This window comes from Streptomyces muensis, assembly GCF_021474425.1.
In the GTDB taxonomy this organism is placed as follows: domain Bacteria; phylum Actinomycetota; class Actinomycetes; order Streptomycetales; family Streptomycetaceae; genus Streptomyces; species Streptomyces muensis.
This window is the reverse complement of the sequence record NZ_JAKEIP010000148.1, coordinates 1-20671: the sequence shown is the minus strand read 5'-3', so window position 1 is coordinate 20671 and position 20671 is coordinate 1. Positions and strand designations below refer to the sequence as shown.

19 protein-coding genes are annotated in these 20671 nt (G+C 71.3%); 10 read left to right on the top strand and 9 right to left on the bottom strand.

Going from position 1 to position 20671, the window contains the following annotated elements:
* Positions 1–59: 59 nt before the first annotated feature.
* The 5 genes from L0P92_RS28440 (at position 60) to folE (ending at position 6152) form a co-directional block, all read left to right on the top strand.
* Positions 60–1184, top strand: a complete 1125-nt coding sequence (locus tag L0P92_RS28440; RefSeq protein WP_234765910.1) for an Rv3626c family coenzyme F420 biosynthesis-associated protein — start codon at positions 60–62, stop codon at positions 1182–1184.
* 211 nt (positions 1185–1395) lie between these two features.
* The gene (gene tilS / locus L0P92_RS28435) at positions 1396–2520 is read left to right on the top strand and encodes a tRNA lysidine(34) synthetase TilS (protein WP_234765909.1); all 1125 of its coding nucleotides are present in this window, start codon (positions 1396–1398) and stop codon (positions 2518–2520) included.
* A 76-nt stretch (positions 2521–2596) separates the two neighbouring features.
* A complete protein-coding gene (hpt, locus tag L0P92_RS28430; RefSeq protein ID WP_062723367.1) occupies positions 2597–3157 on the top strand; it encodes a hypoxanthine phosphoribosyltransferase in 561 nt (186 codons plus the stop codon).
* Positions 3158–3364: 207 nt separating this feature from the next.
* A complete protein-coding gene (gene ftsH, locus L0P92_RS28425; protein ID WP_234765908.1) occupies positions 3365–5404 on the top strand; it encodes an ATP-dependent zinc metalloprotease FtsH in 2040 nt (679 codons plus the stop codon).
* 142 nt (positions 5405–5546) lie between these two features.
* A complete protein-coding gene (folE, locus tag L0P92_RS28420; protein ID WP_234765907.1) occupies positions 5547–6152 on the top strand; it encodes a GTP cyclohydrolase I FolE in 606 nt (201 codons plus the stop codon).
* 49 nt (positions 6153–6201) lie between these two features.
* Here folE and L0P92_RS28415 read toward each other — a convergent pair whose 3' ends face one another.
* The 6 genes from L0P92_RS28415 to L0P92_RS28390 form a co-directional block, all read right to left on the bottom strand.
* Complete coding sequence (locus L0P92_RS28415) at positions 6202–6690, bottom strand: DUF3180 domain-containing protein (RefSeq protein ID WP_217207169.1); 489 nt, start codon at positions 6688–6690, stop codon at positions 6202–6204.
* A gap of 58 nt (positions 6691–6748) precedes the next feature.
* Complete coding sequence (gene folK / locus L0P92_RS28410) at positions 6749–7360, bottom strand: 2-amino-4-hydroxy-6-hydroxymethyldihydropteridine diphosphokinase (RefSeq protein ID WP_234765906.1); 612 nt, start codon at positions 7358–7360, stop codon at positions 6749–6751.
* Positions 7357–7716 carry a dihydroneopterin aldolase gene (gene folB, locus L0P92_RS28405; RefSeq protein WP_234765905.1) on the bottom strand — a complete coding sequence of 120 codons (360 nt, stop codon included), beginning with the start codon at positions 7714–7716 and terminating at the stop codon, positions 7357–7359. Before folB ends, folK begins: the two co-directional genes overlap by 4 nt.
* A gap of 320 nt (positions 7717–8036) precedes the next feature.
* On the bottom strand, positions 8037–8540 hold the full coding sequence (locus L0P92_RS28400; RefSeq protein WP_234765904.1) for a nuclear transport factor 2 family protein: 504 nt from the start codon (positions 8538–8540) through the stop codon (positions 8037–8039).
* On the bottom strand, positions 8537–9466 hold the full coding sequence (folP, locus tag L0P92_RS28395) for a dihydropteroate synthase (protein ID WP_234765903.1): 930 nt from the start codon (positions 9464–9466) through the stop codon (positions 8537–8539). Before folP ends, L0P92_RS28400 begins: the two co-directional genes overlap by 4 nt.
* A gap of 162 nt (positions 9467–9628) precedes the next feature.
* Positions 9629–11464, bottom strand: coding sequence for a phosphatidylglycerol lysyltransferase domain-containing protein (locus L0P92_RS28390; protein ID WP_234765902.1), 1836 nt, complete (start codon positions 11462–11464; stop codon positions 9629–9631).
* Between the two features lie 247 nt (positions 11465–11711).
* Between L0P92_RS28390 and L0P92_RS28385 the strand changes: the two genes are divergently transcribed.
* Both L0P92_RS28385 and L0P92_RS28380 read left to right on the top strand, forming a co-directional pair.
* Positions 11712–12830, top strand: a complete 1119-nt coding sequence (locus tag L0P92_RS28385; protein ID WP_234765901.1) for an alpha/beta hydrolase — start codon at positions 11712–11714, stop codon at positions 12828–12830.
* Between the two features lie 144 nt (positions 12831–12974).
* Positions 12975–14438 (top strand): hypothetical protein, encoded by a 1464-nt coding sequence (locus L0P92_RS28380; protein ID WP_234765900.1) that lies wholly within the window; start codon positions 12975–12977, stop codon positions 14436–14438.
* A gap of 18 nt (positions 14439–14456) precedes the next feature.
* Here the strand turns inward: L0P92_RS28380 and L0P92_RS28375 are convergent, their stop codons facing one another.
* The gene (locus L0P92_RS28375; RefSeq protein WP_505016549.1) at positions 14457–15803 is read right to left on the bottom strand and encodes a PH domain-containing protein; all 1347 of its coding nucleotides are present in this window, start codon (positions 15801–15803) and stop codon (positions 14457–14459) included.
* Entirely contained in the window at positions 15788–16306 is a 519-nt protein-coding gene (locus tag L0P92_RS28370) for a PH domain-containing protein (protein ID WP_234765898.1), read from the bottom strand. Before L0P92_RS28370 ends, L0P92_RS28375 begins: the two co-directional genes overlap by 16 nt.
* A 31-nt stretch (positions 16307–16337) precedes the next feature.
* Here L0P92_RS28370 and L0P92_RS28365 point away from each other — a divergent pair, with 31 nt between their 5' ends.
* Positions 16338–17489, top strand: coding sequence for an NADH-quinone oxidoreductase subunit D (locus tag L0P92_RS28365; RefSeq protein ID WP_234765897.1), 1152 nt, complete (start codon positions 16338–16340; stop codon positions 17487–17489).
* A gap of 83 nt (positions 17490–17572) precedes the next feature.
* Here L0P92_RS28365 and L0P92_RS28360 read toward each other — a convergent pair whose 3' ends face one another.
* Positions 17573–18568, bottom strand: coding sequence for an SAM-dependent methyltransferase (locus L0P92_RS28360; protein WP_234765896.1), 996 nt, complete (start codon positions 18566–18568; stop codon positions 17573–17575).
* Positions 18569–18697: 129 nt separating this feature from the next.
* On the opposite strand from L0P92_RS28360, the gene L0P92_RS28355 reads away from it, so the two are divergent.
* Both L0P92_RS28355 and L0P92_RS28350 read left to right on the top strand, forming a co-directional pair.
* A complete protein-coding gene (locus L0P92_RS28355; protein WP_234765895.1) occupies positions 18698–19912 on the top strand; it encodes a sensor histidine kinase in 1215 nt (404 codons plus the stop codon).
* A gap of 97 nt (positions 19913–20009) precedes the next feature.
* Positions 20010–20671 (top strand): response regulator transcription factor (locus tag L0P92_RS28350; RefSeq protein ID WP_234765894.1); only part of this gene is annotated, 662 nt, incomplete at its 3' end.

Genomic DNA, 20671 nt, shown 5'->3' with positions numbered 1-20671 from the left:
GCGCCCCCACCAACCCCCACGGCCTGCCCCAAGTGGTAGCGCTCACGTACGGTTGACACATGACGAGCATCGGTGGTGCCGAGATGGTCGACTGGAATCTCGCGGTGGCGACCGCGACCCGGCTCGTGCGGCCGGGCCCCGAGGTGAGCCGCGACGAGGCCAGGGCCGTCGTCGCCGAGCTGCGCCGACATGCCAAGGCCTCGGAGGAACACGTCCGGGGCTTCACTCGTATGGGCACGGAGGCCACCCACGACACCCCCGTCCTCGTCGTCGACCGCCCCGGCTGGGTCCGGGCGAACGTCGCCGGGTTCCGCCAGATCCTCAAGCCCCTGCTCGAAAAGATGCAGGAGCGCCGCAGCACCAGCACCGGCGGCGCGGTCCTCGGCGCCGTCGGCGGCAAAGTCACCGGCGTCGAACTCGGAATGCTGCTGTCCTTCCTGGCCTCCCGAGTCCTCGGCCAGTACGAGACCTTCGCCCCGGCCACCCGCGAACTCCCCGCGGGCGAGAACGGCGGCGGCCGACTCCTGCTCGTCGCCCCGAACATCGTCCACGTGGAGCGCGAACTCGACGTACAGCCCCACGACTTCCGCCTCTGGGTGTGCCTGCACGAGGAGACGCACCGCACGCAGTTCAGCGCCGTGCCGTGGCTGCGGGACCACCTGGAGGGCGAAATCCAGTCTTTCTTGGGGGAGACCGACGTCGACCCCATGACCGTCCTCGAACGCATCCGCGAGGCCGCGCAGTCCCTCTCGGGCGGCCGGCCCGAGGCCGAGGAGGACGACGGCGGACGTTCGTTCGTCGAACTGGTGCAGACCCCCGCCCAGCGGGAGATCCTCGGCCGCCTCACCGCCGTGATGTCCCTCCTGGAGGGCCACGCCGACTTCGTGATGGACGGCGTAGGCCCCCAGGTCGTCCCGACCGTCGCCGAGATCCGCGAGAAGTTCCAGCAGCGACGCGCCAAGGGTGCCTCAAGGCTGGACATGGCGCTGCGCAAACTGCTCGGTCTCGACGCCAAACTCAGGCAGTACCGCGACGGCGAACGCTTCGTACGGGCCGTCCACGACCAGGTCGGCATGGACGGCTTCAACCGCGTGTGGACCTCCCCGAACACCCTCCCGACCAAGGCGGAGATCGCCAAACCCGCGGACTGGATCGCGCGGGTGCACCGCAAGGCGGAGTCGTGAATCACGCGCCGAGGCGTGCATCTCATACGAACGTCGTGAACCGAATCCGGCCGACGGCAGGCGAACGCCCCTCCAATCACCCGTCCGAGGGACCGTGAGCCATGGGTAGGCGTGCAATGCTCGGGGAACGGCCCGGTTCTGTCACCATCTACACACTCTGAGTGACCGACCTCGGGCTCACCCCCCGACAATTTCATGAAGGGAACCGGACATGGGTCCCCATCCTGCGGTCGCGGCGATACGCCTGGCGGTCCGCCGCGTCCTCCACGACATCCTCACCGAACACAGCCGCACCACCGACGCCCCCGCGACGCCGCCCGCGGTGCTGCCCACGCCCTCGACGGGCGCCACACCCGCCGCGTACGACACGGCGCTCGAACCGCCGTACGAGCTCCCCGGTGCCACCCCGCACGAGCGACCCCCCTCCCCGCTCGTGCTCGTGGCGTGCTCCGGCGGCGCCGACTCCATGGCCCTGGCCTCCGCCCTCGCCTTCGAGGCCCGCAAACTCGGCATCCGCGCCGGTGGCATCACCGTCGACCACGGTCTGCAGCCCGGCTCCGACCTGCGCGCCGAGGAAGTCGTCCTGCGCATGCGCGAACTCGGCCTCGAACCGGCCGAGTCCGTCGCCGTCACCGTCGGCCGCGCGGGCGGACCCGAGGCCGCCGCCCGCGACGCCCGCTACGCCGCCCTCGACGACGCCGCCGTACGCCACGGCGCCACCGCCGTCCTGCTCGGCCACACCCGCGACGACCAGGCCGAGACCGTCCTGCTCGGCCTCGCCCGCGGCTCCGGCATCCGCTCCCTGTCCGGGATGGCCGCGGTCTCGGGGGCCGGCGGCCGTTACCGCCGCCCCTTCCTCCAGCTCGACCGGCAGACCGCCCGCAAGGCCTGCATGGTCCAGTCCCTGCCGGTCTGGGACGACCCCCACAACGCGGACCCCGCGTACACCCGCTCGCGGCTGCGCCAGGAGGGCCTGCCCGCCCTGGAGAAGGCACTCGGCAAGGGCGTCGTCGAGGCCCTCGCCCGGACGGCCCAGCTCTCCCGCGACGACGCCGACGCCCTCGACGCCTGGGCCCGCCAGGCCGAGGCCGCCGTACGCGACTCGGCCGGCCTCCTGGAGTGCGCCAAGCTCTACGCGCTGCCGCCCGCCGTACGCCGCCGGATCCTGCGCCGCGCCGCCATCGAGGCCGGGGCACCAGCCGGTGCGCTGTTCGCCCGCCACATCGAGGAAGTCGACCGCCTCATCACCGGCTGGCGCGGCCAGGGAGCCATCAATCTCCCCGGCAAAGTCGTCGCCCAGCGCCAGGGTGGCAGACTGGTGATTCGGCAAGGCTGAAACCGGACCCTCCCACCGGCCCCCTCCAGCGGGGTCGCGCGAGCGGCCGGACCGGCCGGTGGGACGACCGAAAGTGATGCGGGTGGACGCGAAAGACATGGGTGCCGACCTCCAAGAGGTACTCATCACCAAGGAAGAGATCGACGCCAAGCTGGTCGAGCTGGCCGCGAAGATCGACGCGGAGTACGCGGGCAAGGACCTGCTCATCGTCGGCGTCCTCAAGGGCGCGGTGATGGTCATGGCGGACCTCGCCCGGGCGCTGTCCACCCCCGTCACCATGGACTGGATGGCCGTGTCGTCGTACGGCGCCGGCACCCAGTCCTCCGGGGTCGTGCGGATCCTCAAGGACCTCGACACCGACATCAAGGGCCGGCACGTCCTGATCGTCGAGGACATCATCGACTCCGGCCTGACCCTGTCCTGGCTGATCAACAACCTCGGCTCCCGCGAGCCCGCCTCCCTGAAGGTGTGCACGCTGCTGCGCAAGCCGGACGCCGCGAAGGTCGCCATCGACGTGGAGTGGGTCGGCTTCGACATCCCCAACGAGTTCGTCGTCGGCTACGGCCTCGACTACGCCGAGAAGTACCGCAACCTCCCGTTCGTCGGTACGCTCGCGCCCCACGTCTACGGAGGCTGAGCCCGCCGGTCCGGGGAGCCGGACCCGAAGGGCCCAAGCACCGTACGAAGATCGGGAACCCCGGCGGGCCTCGCGCCGTTGGAGCATGCAGACGGGCTTGCCAGCCCTCCCGTGCGGCTACGGTCGCCGAAGCTGGGGTACCGTCAGAAGAACTGTCTTATCAAACTCACTATGGCAGGAGGGACGGGGCGGCACCGCTCCGTATGGATGGACGTGAAGCGATACTTCCGTGGGCCGGTCATGTGGATCGTGCTGGCCGTCCTTGCCGTGGTCGTGTTGATGCAGGTCGTCGGCTCGTCCGGCGGCTACAAGACGGTGGACACCGGCCAGGTCGTCCAGGCGATCAATGACAACAAGGTCGAGTCGGCCAAACTGACCACCGGCGACGAGCAGATCATCAAGGTCCAGCTCAAGGACGGCGTAAAGGTCGAGGGCGCCGACAAGATCCAGGCGAGCTATATCGGCGACCAAGGCGTGACCATCGCCAGCACGCTGCAGAACAAGTACCAGGACAAGCAGATCCCGGACGGCTACACGGTCTCGCCGTCCAAGCAGAACCCGTTCGTCGGCATCCTGCTCTCGCTGCTTCCCTTCGTCCTCATCGTGGTCGTCTTCCTGTTCCTGATGAACCAGATGCAGGGCGGCGGCTCCCGGGTCATGAACTTCGGGAAGTCCAAGGCGAAGCTCATCACCAAGGACACCCCGAAGACGACGTTCTCGGACGTCGCCGGCTCGGACGAGGCCGTCGAGGAGCTCCAGGAGATCAAGGAGTTCCTCCAGGAACCGGCGAAGTTCCAGGCCGTCGGCGCCAAGATCCCCAAGGGCGTCCTGCTCTACGGGCCTCCCGGCACCGGTAAGACGCTCCTCGCGCGCGCCGTCGCCGGCGAGGCGGGCGTCCCCTTCTACTCGATCTCCGGTTCCGACTTCGTCGAGATGTTCGTCGGTGTCGGTGCCTCCCGAGTCCGTGACCTGTTCGAGCAGGCCAAGGCGAACGCCCCGGCGATCGTCTTCGTCGACGAGATCGACGCCGTCGGCCGCCACCGCGGCGCCGGCCTCGGCGGCGGTCACGACGAGCGCGAGCAGACCCTGAACCAGCTGCTCGTCGAGATGGACGGCTTCGACGTCAAGGGCGGCGTGATCCTCATCGCCGCGACGAACCGGCCCGACATCCTCGACCCGGCCCTCCTGCGCCCCGGCCGCTTCGACCGCCAGATCGCGGTCGACCGCCCGGACATGCAGGGCCGTCTGGAGATCCTCAAGGTCCACCAGAAGGGCAAGCCGGTCGCCCCGGACGTCGACCTGTCGGCGGTCGCCCGCCGCACGCCCGGCTTCACGGGTGCCGATCTGTCGAACGTCCTGAACGAGGCCGCGCTGCTCACGGCCCGCTCGGACAAGAAGCTGATCGACAACCAGATGCTGGACGAGGCCATCGACCGCGTCGTGGCGGGCCCGCAGAAGCGGACCCGGATCATGTCGGACAAGGAGAAGAAGATCACCGCGTACCACGAGGGCGGACACGCCCTGGTCGCGGCGGCCTCCCCGAACTCCGACCCGGTCCACAAGATCACGATCCTCTCCAGAGGCCGTGCTCTTGGCTACACGATGGTCCTGCCGGACGAGGACAAGTACTCCACGACCCGCAACGAGATGCTGGACCAGCTGGCCTACATGCTGGGCGGCCGCGCGGCCGAGGAGCTCGTCTTCCACGACCCGACCACGGGTGCGGCCAACGACATCGAGAAGGCCACGGCCACGGCCCGCGCGATGGTCACGCAGTACGGCATGACCGAGCGTCTCGGCGCCATCAAGTTCGGCGGCGACAACACCGAGCCGTTCCTCGGACGTGAGATGGCTCACCAGCGCGACTACTCGGAAGAGGTCGCCGCGCTGGTGGACGAGGAAGTCAAGAAGCTCATCGAGAACGCGCACAACGAGGCCTGGGAGATCCTGGTCGAGAACCGCGACGTCCTCGACAACCTCGTGCTGCAGCTGCTGGAGAGGGAGACGCTGGGCAAGGAGGAGATCGCCGAGATCTTCGCCCCGATCGTCAAGCGTCCGCCGCGTCCGGCCTGGACCGGCTCCTCCCGCCGCACGCCGTCCACCCGTCCGCCGGTGCTCTCCCCCAAGGAGCTCGCACTGACGAACGGCGCCAACGGCGCGACCCCGGCGATCTCCACAGCCAAGTCCACGCTCACGGAGCCCGCCCCGGCGGTCGAGCCGGCCCCCGAGGACCGTCCCGAGAGCTGACACCCAGGCCCTGGTGCCCCCACCAGGCCCGGAATGGATGCCGCGCCCCCCAGGTTTTAGCCTGGGGGGCGCGGCATTTTCGTATGCCCGCAGTTCAGACGCGTGACCCACACGCGCCACCCGCGATGGAACGAGGCACCACATGACCGACCCCGTGACGCTGGACGGCGAGGGCCGCATCGGAGAGTTCGACGAGAAGCGCGCCGAGAACGCCGTGCGGGAACTGCTGATCGCGGTCGGAGAGGACCCCGACCGGGAGGGCCTGCGGGAGACGCCGGGGCGGGTGGCGCGGGCCTACAAGGAGATCTTCGCGGGGCTGTGGCAGAAGCCCGAGGACGTGCTGACCACGACGTTCGACATCGGGCACGACGAGATGGTGCTCGTGAAGGACATCGAGGTGTACTCGACCTGTGAGCATCATCTGGTGCCGTTCCGTGGCGTCGCTCACGTCGGATACATTCCGGCCACCTCCGGCAAGATCACCGGGCTGTCCAAGCTGGCCCGGCTGGTGGATGTCTATGCCCGTCGGCCGCAGGTGCAGGAGCGTCTCACCACGCAGATAGCGGACTCACTGATGGAGATCCTGGAGCCGCGTGGCGTGATCGTGGTCGTGGAGTGCGAGCACATGTGCATGTCGATGCGCGGCATCCGTAAGCCGGGCGCGCAGACCATAACGTCGGCGGTGCGCGGCCAGCTGCGGGACGCGGCGACGCGCAATGAGGCGATGAGCCTGATCATGGCCCGCTGAGATGCGGGCGCCGGGCGCTGATCCCGCTCCGGGGAGGCTTCGGGCCGCCTCAGACCGTCGGCGCCGTCCCCGCCCCGTTGTGTTCGTCGTCCTCCGGGAGTTTGCACACGCGCTCCAGGAACATCGCCGCCGCTATCACGCCGATGCCCGCCAGGACGGAGAAGCCGGCGTAGATGGCCTGGTCGCGGCGGGCGGGGATGTCGAGGGACTCCAGGAGGAAGACGCCCGTGCCGCCGTACATGCCGGCGACGAGGGCGGCGACCAGGGCGCTGGCGTGGCCGAAGACGACCGCGCGGGCGGCCATCAGGGGGTCGACGCCCTTGGCCTCCGGGCGGCGTTCGCGCTGGGCCCTGAGGCGGGCGCGGATCGACAGGGCCGTGGCCAGCAGGACCACGGCGATGACCGCCAGGACGATGGGCGCGGCCAGGGGGACGCTGGGCAGGGTCCCGACGGAGTTCCACAGGCGGGCGCCCGCCCAGGACAGGACGCCGGCGACGACGAACACGCCGGCCAGCATCCTGATGCGCAGCTCTCTCACGGTGTCCCTTCAGCTCCCCCGGGTCCGCACGGAATGTGGGCCGTCTTGACCTTAACGACTATTCGGGGAGCTGGAGTTCCAGGTCCTTGCGCGGGGTGACGCCGTCCCGGGTGACGGTGGCGAGCAGGTCGGCGACCGCGCCGACGCCGGGCAGCTGGGCCTCGGGCTCCAGGTCGTGCCAGGGGGCGAGGACGAAGGCCCGTTCGTGGGCGCGAGGGTGGGGGAGCGTCAGGGTGGGGTCGTCGGAGACGACGTCGGCGTACGCGACGATGTCGACGTCGAGGGTGCGGGCGCCCCAGCGCTCGTCCCGTACCCGGTGGAAGGCCTCCTCGACGGCGTGTGCCCGCTCCAGGAGGGAGGACGGGGGCAGGGTGGTCTTGAGGACCACGATCGCGTTGAAATAGGAGGGCTGGCTGCCCGGCTCCACGCCCCACGGCTCCGTCTCGTACACCGGGGAGACGCCCTTGACGCGCACGCCCGGGGTGTCCTCCAGGGCGTCGATGGCGCCTTGGAGGGTTTCCAGGCGGTTGCCGAGGTTGGAGCCCAGGGAGATCACGGCCCGTTTGGGGTTGCTGAGGGTGGTGTCGGCGGCGTCGACCTGTTCGACGACGGAGGCGGGTACCGGCTGTACGGTCGGGTCGCTGGGGCCCTTGATGAAGGGTGCAGTCATACTCGGCTCCGGGTGATGGTGACGGTCACGTCGTCGAAGGGGACCGTGATCGGCGCGTTCGGCTTGTGGACGCGGACCTCGACCTCCTGGACCCCCTCGTGCTTCAGACAGGCCTGGGCGATGCGCTCGGCGAGTGTCTCGATGAGGTTGACCGGTTCGCCCTCGACGACGGCCACGACCTCCTCCGCCACGACGCCGTAGTGCACGGTCTTCGCCAGGTCGTCGTCGGCTGCGGCCGGCCGGGTGTCCAGGCCCAGGACGAGGTCCACGACGAAGGTCTGGCCCTCCTCGCGCTCCTCGGGGAACACGCCGTGGTACCCGCGGGCCCTCAGGCCGCTCAGCGCGACACGATCCACGCGAATCACTCCTGCAATCGTCGGTGACGGCCGGTCGATGCCGTGTGCGGGCGGCACACCGGCCTCGAACGAATCTACCTGCGGGCACTGACAGGGCCGGGCCACGGGGGCGTGGGGTCCGGGCCGGGGCCGGAGGATTCATCGCGTGTTTCCCCTGGGGAACCCGGCGCCTCATGGGTTGGTAGCCGCGCCTACCCGCGCAGGCGTGATTCCAACCACTTCTTGGTCCCGGCGGGGTCCCGCGGGCCCTCTTGAGGGTGGCCTCGAGGGTGGCTCCCTCGCGTCGGCCCTCGCGTCGTCCCTGTCCGTCGCCTACCCACTCAGGACGGGGTGTCGTCGTCCTCGGCCTCGTCGTTTTCGGCCAGAACCGGTGAGGCGTGGTGCGACCAGAGCTTCCAGCCGTCGGGCGTGCGCCGGAACACGTTCGTGGCGACGACGAGCTGGCCCACGAGCGGTCCGAGCTCCCCGTCGCCGTCGGGTGCGGGGCCGCCGCTGAGGATGTTCTCGGTGCAGTTCACCAGGGCGGTGTCGCCGGTGACGGAGACATGTACGTCGGTGAGGAAGAACTGGATGTAGTCGGTGTTCGCCATGATCAGCGCGTACGACCTGAGGACCTCGCCGCGTCCGGTGAGCACCGGCCAGCCGGGGTGCACACAGGAGATCACGCCGGCGTCGGCGGGGTCGTGGTAGGTCTCGTCGATGCCCAGGTCGGACGGGGTGAGCCAGAGCGAGGAGAGCTCTTCGAAGTCGCCGCGCTCCAGCGCCTCGTAGAAGGCGGTGTTGGCGGCCTCCACCTGCTCCACGTCGGTGTGGGGGGCGCTCACCGGGCTCCTTCCGCGGTGTCCGCGCCGGGCATGCTCCCGGGCGTGTTCCCGGGGGTGCGCCCAGGAGTGCGCGCCTCCTCGATGGCGCGTGCGACGCGCACCGCGTCCGCCGTGGCGCGCACCTCGTGCACGCGCACCGCCCACGCGCCGGCGTGCGCGGCGAGCGCCGAGACGGCGGCCGTGGCGGCGTCGCGCTCGCGGGCGGGCGGCGGCGCTCCCTCGGGTCCGGCGAGGACACGGCCGAGGAACCGCTTGCGGGAGGCGGCGACGAGCAGGGGGTGGCCGAGCGCGAGGAGGCGGTCGAGGTGGGCGAGGAGGACGAGGTCGTGCTCGGCGTCCTTGGAGAAGCCGAGCCCGGGGTCGACGACGATGCGGTCGGGGGCGATGCCGCCGGCCAGTACGGCTTCCACGCGCGCGTGCAGTTCGTCGACGACCTCGGTGACGACGTCGGCGTAGGCGCCCTTGACGTTCCCGCCCTCCAGGAAGCCCCGCCAGTGCATGACGACGAAGGGGGCGCCGGCGTCCGCGACGACCGGGATCATCGCGGGGTCGGCGAGGCCGCCGCTGACGTCGTTGACGAGAGCGGCGCCGGCGGCGAGTGCCTGCCCGGCGACGGAGGCGCGCATGGTGTCGACGGAGATCGTGACGCCCTCGGCGGCGAGACCGCGGACGACGGGGACGACCCGGCGCAGTTCCTCGTCCTCGTCGACCCGGGTGGCGCCGGGGCGGGTGGACTCGCCGCCGACGTCGACCAGGTCGGCGCCCTCCTCGACCAGGGCGAGGCCGTGCTTGACGGCGGACGTCGTGTCGAACCAGCGGCCGCCGTCGGAGAAGGAGTCGGGGGTGACGTTGACGACTCCCATGACCGCGCACCGGTCCCACTGCGGAAGGCCCGTGACGCGCCCGCGTCCGCTCTGCTTGCTCATACGTTCAGCGTAGGCGCTCCGCTGGGAGGGCCGGGACAGGTCGGGGGACGGGAAGGGCTGTGGGCGGCTGCGGGCCCGTTGTGGCTGGTCGCGCCCGCGCGGCGGAGCCGCATATCGCACACAGCCTCGCGCCCCTTTGGGGCGTTGCCGAACCGTCGGCCATTAGGCGGCCGCCTGGACGTCGCGTTCCGTCACGCCGTGCGCGCACGGGCGCTGGGCGGTCGTACGGCGGCGCAGGAAGCGGGGCAGCGGCAGGGCCAGGTTCACGAAGCCCTCCGCCTGCATGGCGGCGAAGCCGAGGCGGGGCAGGTCGGCCGAGGTGCGGTACACCACGAAACGCGGCTCCCAGCGGGGCCGGAACTTGGCGTTGAACTTGTACAGCGACTCGATCTGGAACCAGCGGGAGAGGAACACCAGCAGGCCCCGCCAGGCGCGCAGCACCGGGCCCGCGCCGATCTTCTCACCGCGTGCCAGCGCTGAGCGGAACATGGCGAAGTTGAGGGACACGCGCGCGATGCCGAACTTCGGGGCGGCCTGGAGGGCAGCCACGATGAGCAGTTCGTTCATGCCGGGGTCGGCCGAGCGGTCGCGGCGCATCAGGTCCAGCGAGACCCCGTCCGTGCCCCACGGCACGAAGTGGAGGATCGCCTTGAGGTCGCCGTACGGACCGGGATCCTCGTCCGCCTTGTGGGCGGTGGCGATGAGACAGTCCCCGTCGGCCGGGTCGCCGACGCGGCCCAGCGCCATCGAGAAACCGCGCTCGGTGTCGGTGCCCCGCCAGTCCTCGGCGGCCTGTCGAATGCGCTCCAGCTCGGTCTCGCCGAGGTCACGGACGCGCCGTACCCGGGTCTCGTAACCGGCGCGCTCGATGCGCTTGACCATCTGACGCACGTTGCGCATCGCGCGGCCGGTGAGCGAGAAATCCGGGACGTCCACCACCGCCTCGTCGCCCAGTTCGAGGGCGTCGAGCCCGGTCTCGCGGGTCCACACCTCGGCGCCGGTCTCGGAGCAGCCCATGACGGCCGGGGTCCAGGAGTGGGCGCGGGCCTCGTCCATGAAGCGCTCGATGGCGCCGGGCCACGCCTCGACGTCGCCGATCGGGTCGCCGCTGGCGAGCATCACGCCGGAGACGACGCGGTAGGTGACGGCTGCCTTGCCGCTGGGGGAGAAGACCACGGCCTTGTCGCGGCGCAGCGCGAAGTGGCCGAGGGAGTCACGGGCACCGTGCTTGACCAGCAGGGCACGCAGGCGTGCCTCGTCGTCCTCGGTGAGGCGTGCGGCGGGGTGTTCGGGGCGGAAGGCGAGGTAGATCGTGGTGACCGCGGTGATCCAGCCGAGGGCGCCGAGCGAGAAGGCGACCGTCCAGGAGGTGTTGCCCTGGTAGTCGACGGGGCCTTCGAAGCCGAACAGGCCGTACAGGACGTGGGTGATGCGGTCCGCCAGGCTCGGGTCGCCGACCAGGGTGTTCGGGTGGGCGCTGACGATGACCAGGCCGAGGGCGAGCGAACCGGCGCCCATGAGGATGAAGTTGGCGAGCGCCCGCCACCTGCTGCGCGGGTCGGGCAGGGCCCTGAACTGGTCGCGGTGGATCAGCAGGGGTGCCAGCAGCGCCAGCGAGATCAGGACGCCCACGATGGAGTGGCGGTAGGTGAACTGGGCCACCGCGCCGGCCGGCAGCAGGACGACGGCGGCCCGCCAGGCCCGCCGCTTGCCGCGCTTGAGGCCGTGGGCGAGCAGGAGCAGCAGTACGCCGGCGCTCAGCGACAGCGCGGCCGCGAACGGGCCCGTGGAGCCCGGCAGCACCTCGGCGATGGCGTGCATACGGCTGTGCCGGAAGCGCGGGAAGACGCCCGCCGCGATGTCCAGCAGACCGACCAGGGCGCAGGCCCTGCCGACGAGCACCGGAACGGCCTCCGGGCGCGGGCCGCGGAGCAGATGCCGTACTCGGCCCGGCAGGTGCCGTACCTGGTTTGATCGCTGGGGAACCCCACCCGACATTTCCACATCTGTCCTGACAGACATCGCATCCCATTAGTTCTGCGAGAGACCTTGGATCCGGTGCCGATTCGGGCATCCGGCGACATTGCGCCCTCTAGGACGGTGTCTCGAGGGGAGAGGTTCACTCGGCTCCCCAAAACCGTTTCAAAGGCCAAGGAAAGTCCGGGGCAAGCCCTTGCGAAGGAGCGGGGGAGGCAGCGCGGGGGAAGCGTGGGACCGGGCGGAAAGCGCGAGCAGGTAACCATCGATGGGTCTCACGAGCGACAAGGTGCTGGCACTGGCGGTGCTGGCCGCCCTGGGGCTGTTCGTCGGCACGGTCTGGCTGTGGCCACGGCTTGCGCGGCGCGGCTGGCGGGCCGTGAGCGGGCGCGTCGGCCTGCTGCTGTCCACGCAGTTGATGCTCTTCACGGCGGTCGGTCTCGCCGCCAACCAGGCCTTCGGGTTCTACGCCAGCTGGGCCGACCTGTTCGGGCAGGAGAAGGGCCAGGGCGTGGTCGTGGACCACACGCCGGGGCGTGGGCCGCTGCGGGTCGTGGACACGCGGCGGGTGCCGGGGGCGGCCAGTGCCCGGCCGGAGGTGAGCGGGCAGATCCAGAAGGTCGACATCGTGGGTCGTACGACGCACATCGCCACGCCCGCGTACGTCTATCTGCCGGCCGAATACTTTCAGCCGCAGTACCGCAAGCGCGTGTTCCCCGCCGCTGTCGTTCTGACCGGTTACCCGGGTACGGCGGAGAAGCTGGTGGACAAGCTCGACTATCCGCGTACGGCCTCGACGCTTGCCAAGGAAGGCCGTATGCGGCCGATGATCCTGGTGATGCTGCGGCCGACGGTGGCGCCGCCCAGGGACACGGAGTGCGTGGACATCCCCGGAGGGCCACAGACCGAGACGTTCTTCGCGAAGGACCTGCCCGATGCCGTGAGCGGCCACTACAGGGTGGCCCGGGAACACGGCAGTTGGGGCATCATCGGGAACTCCACGGGTGGCTACTGCGCGCTCAAGCTCGCCATGCACCATCCCGGGGTGTACGCCGCCGGGGCCGGCCTTTCCGCGTACTACAACGCGCCGGTCGACCCCACCACCGGCGATCTCTTCCACGGCGACGAGGAACTGCGCAATCGCGCGAACCTGTCGTGGTACCTCAAGCACATGCCGGCTCCGGACACTTCACTGCTTGTCAGCAGCAGCAAAGTTGGAGAATCCAACTACAAGGCGACGTTGAAGTTCATTGAACGCGTGAAGGCCACGAAGCTGACCCGGATCTCGTCGATCACCCTCGAAAGCGGAGGGCACAACTTCAACACCTGGCGACGCGAGATTCCGGGGACGCTGGAGTGGATGAGCGGGCGGCTGGGCGGCAGGTGACCCGGCCCGCAAGGCTTTTTGATCTTGGTTCTTGGTCAATTCGGTGACGGATCTGATTCCCGATGCCGGATGAACGACTCGGGATGGCTGTGTTTTTACGGGGCGGGGCGCCAAGATTCGCCTACGCGCGGTAAGTTTCTGGCCATGCCACGTGGACGTCACCGTCATTCCCCGCCCTTGCACAGGCTGCTGCCCCCGTCGGCGATAGCAGGCGTCTCCGTCGTCTGCGCCCTTGCGCCTTGGGTGTTCACCGAGCCCTTGGTGCTGCGCGGCCTCGCAGCGGCCGCCGCGGCGACGGCGGTCGTCGGTGCGGTCGTCATGCGCCGCTGGGACACGCAGGCGGGCAAGCGGGTCGCCGACCTCACGCGCGCGCGTGCGAGCGACGAGTGGCGGTACGAGGAGCGGGTCGCGGAGCTGGAGAGCGACCTGGACGAGTCGCGCGAGCTGCGGGTGAAGCTGGAGCAGCGGCTGCGGGCCAAGCGGACGGAGCTCGCGGGGCTGCGCAACGAGCACGCGTCGCTGCTGCGCCGGTACGCCACCGCGGAGACCGAGCGGGCGAGCGTCCTGGAGGAGCGCCGGGTCCTGGAGATAGAGGCGGCCACGCCCGCGCGCGCGTTGCCGCCGGTACCGGTCGCCGCGAAGGGCGCTGCCGCGCCGGTGGAGGAGGCGGCGGACGCTGCCGAGGCGACCGGGGGCGCCGAGAGCGCGGAGGTCTCCGAGGGCGCCGAGAACGTCGAGGACGTCGAGGACGAGTCGGCGGCTCCGGCGGTCTTCTCCCCCGAGGGATCGCGGCTGTTCCTGCGGGCCAAGGAGGCGTTGGCGCGGTTCGACGAGGACGAGGTCCCGGTGACGCCGGAGGGGGACGCCTCCGAGCAGGACGCCGAGTTCTCGAAGGAGCCGAAGGCGTCGAACGAGCCGAAGGACACGAACGAGCCGGAGGCACCCGAGAGCTCGACGGACGCGAAGGCCTCCCAGGCTCCCCAGACCCCCGAGGCCTCCGAGTCCTCCAAGGACGAGTTCCCGAAGGACGACCCGCCCAAGAACGATCCCCCGAAGGGCGACGCCCCCTCGGACGGCGAGTCCGCGAAGGCCGGTTCGGGCGCCACCGAGGTCCGCGCCACCGAGCCCGCCGACCCCGGCGAGTCCGAGAAGGAACCGGCGTTGGAGGACGACGCCCAGGGGAAGCCCGAGGCGGTCGACGGGCACGAGCGCGCGGCCGCCCTCACCCCGGCAGGCGCGGCAGGCGCCCTCACCCCGGCCGTCCAGCCCGCCCTGCCCCCGGCCCGGCAGCCGTCGGGGCACTTCATCGCGCCGACCGCCGTGGCCGTCGTACCGACGACGCCCGCACGGCGTCCGGCGATCGAGGGTGACTTCGACTTCTTCGGCACGAAGAAGGGCGCCGCGCCGTCCGCGCTGGAGGCCGTCCAGAACGAGGACCTCGCCGACGTCGTGGGCCAGGAGGCCCTCGCGCTCCACAAGGCCGAGTCCGAGGCGGAGTTCAAGCCGGCCGACGAGGAGGCCCGGGGCATCGGCCAGGTCATCGACCTGACGGCGCACGACGAGACGGAACAGATCGACGTGCAGGGGCTGCGCAGCGCGGTCTCCTGACCCGGCCCGGGGCAGGCCCTAGGCCATCCACCGGTCCGGTCGTGCGTCCCTGCGGCCTGTGCGGGACCGCTCCGCCTGCGCCCGCAGCAGCTCCGCGGCCTCCTGGGCGTCCCTCAGACGCGCTGTCACCGTCTTGTTGGCCCCCGTGTCCAGATGGACGTCGGCGACGCCCCACAGCCGCTCCCACGGCCCCTGCGCCAGCCGTACGCTCTGGACCTTCGCGTGCGGTACGAGCGCCAGGCTGCGGCGCAGGAGGCCGGTCCGGGCGGCGAAGACCGCGTCCGTGACGGCGAGGCCGTACCCGCGCCACCACAGCGGCACGCACCGACCCGCCCGCCGCGGTGGCCGCGACAGGGCGGCACGCGCAGGCACGGTCGCGCCGGGCAGCACGCGCGCGACGACCGACGCGGCGATCTCGCGCGGGGCGACCGGCAGCAGGACCGAGTTGGACGAGCCCGCCACGTCGAGCTCCACCCGCACCCAGCCGCGCCGCCGCCACAGCAGCGGCTCGACGATCCGCACGGTCTGGACCCGGCCGGGCGGCACCGTCTCGTGCGCGCGGTCGAGCAGCCCGTGGTCGAGGCGCAGCCCGTCCGGGGACTCGCCCACCGTCCAGTCGTACTCCGCGACGAACCGCCCCACACTGCTCGCCCCCGCCGCACCGATCAGCGGCACGGCGGTCGCCAGGACCGACCACGCGCTCTCCGTGACCAGCCAGAGGATCGTCGGTACGACGACCGCGGCGGCCAGCGTGCCCCAGGTGGCGCCGGTCAGGACGAGGGAGACCGCCAGGACGCCCGGCGGCACCCGCAGCAGCTCCTGGGAGGGCGCCTCGCCCACCTCGTGCGCCGTCTCGGGCGCGAAACCGGCGGCGCGAGCGAGGAGTTCCGCGCGCAGCGCACGCGCCTCGTCCGCGCCCAGGAAGGCGAGTTCGTCCTTCTTGTCCGTGCCTATGACGTCGAGCTTGAGCTTCGAGACGCCGGCCACGCGCGCGAGCAGCGGCTGGGTGATGTCGATGGCCTGGATGCGTTCCAGCCGGATGTGCGCGGTGCGCCGGAACACCAGTCCGGTACGGATGCGCAGCTCGCTGTCGGTCACCGCGAAGTGTGTGAACCACCAGGTCAGGAAGCCGTACAGGGCCGCTGCCGGGACGAGTACGGCGAGGGCGACCAGGATCGTGGTGGTGGTCAGCCGGGTCAGCTGGCGCTGTGCCTGGTCGGGGTCGTGCACCGCCCACCCGATGAGTACGGCGACCGGCGCCCACGCCCGTCTGAGCGGGGTCACGGGGTGCAGCCGCCGATCGGTCACGGGTCGCTTCTCGCGTACGGCGTCGTCGACGCCCGGCGTCGTCACAGGCCCGCCGATCGGGCCTCGCCCAGCTCGGTGAGCCGGTCGCGCAGCCGTTCGGCCTCCGCCGGGTCGAGGCCGGGGATCGTGGCGTCGGTCGCTGCGGCGGCCGTGTGCAGCTGCACGCTGGCCAGCCCGAAGTGCCGCTCGACCGGCCCCGACGTGACCTCGACCAGTTGCATCCGGCCGTACGGCACGACCGTCTCCTCGCGCCACAGCACGCCCCGGCTGATCAGCAGGTCGTCGGCGCGCTCGGCGTACCGCCACGAACGCCAGTTGCGGCCGAGCATCACCCAGCCCCAGACGATCAGCGCCGCCGGCAGCAGCGCGAAGGCGGCCCAGCCCGGGCCGACGAGCAGACCGAGCAGCAGGCCCAGCCCGACCGTCAGCAGCCCGAGCCACACCACCAGCAGCAGCCGGCGCATGCGGAGCAGCCCCGGCGGCAGCCCGGTCCACCCCGGTTCGTCCGCCGCCCGCTCGTCCCCCGTCGTCCCCGTGTTCTGTGGGCTCCCCGTCTCCATGAGCCCAGCGTACGTAGGAGAGACTGTGTCCATGACTCCTACGACGGAGACCATGGTCGGTATCGGCGGCGCCGCGGAGAGCACCGACATGGTGCTCAACATCGGGCCCCAGCACCCGTCCACGCACGGCGTGCTGCGCCTCAAGCTCGTCCTGGACGGCGAGCGCATCACGCGCGCGGAGCCCGTGATCGGCTATATGCACCGCGGCGCGGAGAAGCTCTTCGAGGCCCGCGACTACCGCCAGATCATCATGCTCGCCAACCGTCACGACTGGCTGTCGGCGTTCTCCAACGAGCTGGGCGTCGTCCTCGCCGTGGAGCGCATGCTCGGCATGGAGGTGCCCGAGCGGGCGGTGTGGACGCGCACGCTCCTCGCGGAGCTCAACCGGGTGCTCAACCACCTGATGTTCCTGGGGTCGTACCCGCTGGAGCTGGGCGGGATCACGCCGATCTTCTATGCCTTCACCGAGCGTGAGGAACTCCAGCATGTGATGGAGGAGGTCTCCGGCGGGCGGATGCACTACATGTTCAACCGGGTCGGCGGTCTGAAGGAGGACCTGCCGGCCGGGTGGACCACGCGCGCGCGTACCGCCGTCGCCGACGTGCGCTCCCGCATGGACCGGTTCGACGACCTGGTCCTCGGCAACGAGATCTTCCGGGGGCGCACGCGGGGCGTGGGCGCCCTCACGCCGCAGGCCGTGCACGCGTACGGCGTGAGCGGGCCGATCGCGCGCGCCTCGGGCGTCGACTTCGACCTGCGCCGGGACGAGCCCTATCTCGCCTACGGCGAGCTCGGGGACGTCCTGAAGGTCGTGACCCGCGAGGAGGGCGACTGCCTCGCCCGGTTCGAGTGCCTGCTGGAGCAGACCCACAACGCCCTCGACCTCGCCGACGCCTGCCTGGACCGGCTCGCCGAACTGCCGCCCGGGCCGATCAACCAGCGGCTGCCCAAGGTGCTGAAGGCGCCCGAGGGCCACACCTACGCGTGGACCGAGAACCCGCTCGGCATCAACGGCTACTACCTCGTCAGCAAGGGCGAGAAGACGCCCTACCGGCTGAAGCTGCGCTCGGCCTCGTACAACAACATCCAGGCGCTGGTCGAGCTGCTGCCGGGGACGTTGGTCGCGGACATGGTGGCGATCCTGGGGTCGATGTTCTTCGTGGTGGGGGACATCGACAAGTAGGGGGCGTCGACAAGGCGGGGGCGTCCATCAGACGTGGCGTCGACGAGCAGAGGTCCGTTTGGAATTCCAACCGGCTCGACCGCTCAGTCCGCCAGTACGTCCGGAATTCCAACCGGCTGCACCAGCCACCCGAAGTCCCCGAGCCCGCCCGTCGCCGTCAGCTCGGCGGCCTCGCCCGCGGTCGCGAGGGCTCGTACGTACTCGGCGGGGCGGGTCGAGGCCAGTGCGAGCGGGGGGCGCGCGCCCGTGATGCCCAGGGTGCGCAGGGCGTCGCGCTGGGACAGCAGCCGCGCCCCCGGCAGCGCGCACGCGTCCAGCGCCACATGCGCCGTGATGTCGCACGAGCCGTCCGGCACGGGCGCCGTCTCACGGCCCTCGCGGAAGCCGGTGAGCGTGCCGAAGGGCGGCCGCGTCGAAGCCGTGTGCGCGTAGTCCACGGCGACTGCCAGGCCCCGGTCGAGGGCCGCCACGGCGCCGGCCCAGGCCTCGTCCCGCGGCAGCCCGATCTCGGCCCGCGTGCCCTCCGCGGCGCTCGCCGACGGCCACCACCGCGCGAGCCACCGGGCCTTAGCGCCGGCGACCGGCTCGCCGAGGCGCTCGGCCCCGTCCCGCCGTACGAGCACCAGGCGCGGCACGCCCGCGGAGTCCACCTCCGCGACCTCCAGCGGCACGTTGTCCAGCCACTCGTTGGCGAACAGCAGGCCATGGACCCCGCGCGGCGGCTCGGTCAGCCACTCGATCCGGGGATCGAGCGTGTCCGGCCGGTCGGCGACCTCGACGGCGTACGCACGCGTGCGTGCCGCCACCTCGGCGGGCAGCGCGGCCAGCACGCCGGTCACCAGCTCGCCGCGCCCCGCCGCCATGTCGACGAGGTCGAGCGGGGCGGGCCGGCCCAGCGCCTCGTCCACCCGGCACAGCAGCCGGGCCACGGCACCCGCGAAGAGCGGCGAGGCGTGGACGGACGTACGGAAGTGACCGGCCGGTCCCTCGGGACGGCAGTAGAAGCCCTCCGGACCGTAGAGGGCGGCTTCCGCCGCCGCACGCCATCCCCGCCACTCACCCGCCGCCTCCGCTGTCACCGGCCCAGGCTAGACAGGGCGTAAGCGCACAGGGGAACGCGGCCTCCACCTTGCGGAGTACACGCGGGTGATGCGGATCGGCCCTCCGGTTGACCCCTGCACGCATCTCGCTTCCCTACGCTGGGTTACGTGCAGCGCCTCTATGACTTCCTCCGCAGGCACCCGACAGGGGTCGACAGCTTCTGGGCCGTCTTCCTGTTCGGGATCTCTGTGCTGACCGTGTCCGTCCAGGAGGAGGGCGGGCAGGACCGTCCGGGCATCAGCTCCGAGGCGGTCATCGTCCCGGTCGTCATCCTGCTGTGCCTGGTCATCGCGTTGCGCCGGCGCATGCCGGAGAAGATGCTGCTGCTGGCCATCGGTGTGGGGCTCGCCCAGCTGGCGCTGGACGTGGCGACGACGGCCGCGAACTTCGCTTTCCTGGTGATCGTCTACACCGTGGCCGCGACCGGCGCCCGCTGGGCCTCCCGGCTCGCGCTGGCCGTCGGCCTGTGCGCGGCACCCGTGGCGCAGTTGCGCTGGCCGGAGCAGGACTCCAGCGTCCTGGGCACAGTCGCCCTGATGATCTTCACGTCGGTGCCCTTCGCGCTCGCCTGGGTGCTCGGCGACTCGATCCGCACCCGCCGCGCCTACTACGAGCAGCTGGAGGAGCGCGCGACCCGGCTCGAAAAGGAGCGCGAGGCGCAGGCCAAGGTCGCCGTCGCCGCCGAACGCGCCCGGATCGCGCGCGAGCTGCACGACGTCGTCGCGCACAACGTCTCCGTGATGGTGGTGCAGGCCGACGGCGCCGCCTACGTCCTCGACTCCGCCCCCGACCAGGCCAAGAAGGCCCTGGAGACCATCTCCTCCACCGGCCGCCAGGCCCTCGCCGAGATGCGCCGCCTGCTCGGGGTGCTGCGCACGGGCGAGCACCAGGAGGGCGGCGAGTACGTCCCGCAGCCCGACGTGGAGCAGATCGACGACCTCGTCCAGCAGTGCCGCACCTCCGGCCTGCCGGTCGACTTCAAGGTCGAGGGCACCCCGCGCCCGCTGCCCAGCGGCGTCGAGCTGACGGCGTACCGCATCGTGCAGGAGGCGCTCACCAACACCCGCAAGCACGGCGGGCCGAACGCGGGCGCCAGCGTGCGCCTGGTCTACTTCGACGACGGGCTCGGCCTGCTCGTCGAGGACGACGGCAAGGGCGCCCCGCACGAGTTGTACGAGGACGGTGGCGCCGACGGCGAGGGGCACGGCCTGATCGGGATGCGCGAGCGCGTCGGCATGGTCGGCGGCACCCTGGACGCGGGACCGCGCCCGGGCGGAGGATTCCGCATCAGTGCGCTGCTGCCGCTCAAACCAGCACACTGACGCTTGCGCATGCCCTTCGTTGACACCTGTAACGGCGTGCCGACGGACCTGTGGAACGGCCCTGTAGACGGATACGGAAGACACGGAAGAGGACCCGATGACGATCCGCGTGATGCTCGTCGACGACCAGGTGCTGCTGCGCACCGGGTTCCGGATGGTGCTCGCCGCCCAGCCGGACATGGAGGTCGTCGCGGAGGCGGGCGACGGCGTCGAGGCCCTCCAGGTGCTGCGCGAGACCCCCATCGACGTCGTGCTGATGGACGTGCGCATGCCGAAGCTGGACGGCGTGGAGACCACCCGCCGCATCTGCTCCGAGCCCGAGCCGCCCAAGGTGCTGATCCTCACCACCTTCGACCTCGACGAGTACGCCTTCTCCGGGCTGAAGGCGGGCGCCTCCGGCTTCATGCTCAAGGACGTGCCGCCCGGCGAGCTCCTCGCCGCCATCCGCTCCGTGCACAGCGGCGACGCCGTGGTGGCCCCCTCGACGACCCGGCGGCTGCTGGACCGGTTCGCGCCCATGCTGCCCTCCGCCGGCAAGGAGCCCCAGCACAAGGAGCTGGAGCGGCTCACCGACCGCGAGCGCGAGGTCATGGTGCTGGTCGCCCAGGGCCTGTCCAACGGCGAGATCGCGGCCCGGCTGGTCCTGTCCGAGGCGACGGTGAAGACCCACGTCGGCCGGATCCTGACCAAGCTGGGGCTGCGCGACCGGGTGCAGGTGGTGGTCCTGGCGTACGAGACGGGGCTGGTCCGGGCGGGCGG

Bases quoted from the DNA above. Each gene is read 5' to 3' on its own strand.
- L0P92_RS28440 (WP_234765910.1), top strand. From the start codon at position 60: ATGACGAGCATCGGTGGTGCCGAGATGGTCGACTGGAATCTCGCGGTG.
- tilS (WP_234765909.1), top strand. From the start codon at position 1,396: ATGGGTCCCCATCCTGCGGTCGCGGCGATACGCCTGGCGGTCCGCCGC.
- hpt (WP_062723367.1), top strand. From the start codon at position 2,597: ATGCGGGTGGACGCGAAAGACATGGGTGCCGACCTCCAAGAGGTACTC.
- ftsH (WP_234765908.1), top strand. From the start codon at position 3,365: ATGGACGTGAAGCGATACTTCCGTGGGCCGGTCATGTGGATCGTGCTG.
- folE (WP_234765907.1), top strand. From the start codon at position 5,547: ATGACCGACCCCGTGACGCTGGACGGCGAGGGCCGCATCGGAGAGTTC.
- folK (WP_234765906.1), bottom strand. From the start codon at position 7,360: ATGACTGCACCCTTCATCAAGGGCCCCAGCGACCCGACCGTACAGCCG.
- folP (WP_234765903.1), bottom strand. From the start codon at position 9,466: ATGAGCAAGCAGAGCGGACGCGGGCGCGTCACGGGCCTTCCGCAGTGG.
- L0P92_RS28390 (WP_234765902.1), bottom strand. From the start codon at position 11,464: ATGTCGGGTGGGGTTCCCCAGCGATCAAACCAGGTACGGCACCTGCCG.
- L0P92_RS28385 (WP_234765901.1), top strand. From the start codon at position 11,712: ATGGGTCTCACGAGCGACAAGGTGCTGGCACTGGCGGTGCTGGCCGCC.
- L0P92_RS28380 (WP_234765900.1), top strand. From the start codon at position 12,975: ATGCCACGTGGACGTCACCGTCATTCCCCGCCCTTGCACAGGCTGCTG.
- L0P92_RS28370 (WP_234765898.1), bottom strand. From the start codon at position 16,306: ATGGAGACGGGGAGCCCACAGAACACGGGGACGACGGGGGACGAGCGG.
- L0P92_RS28365 (WP_234765897.1), top strand. From the start codon at position 16,338: ATGACTCCTACGACGGAGACCATGGTCGGTATCGGCGGCGCCGCGGAG.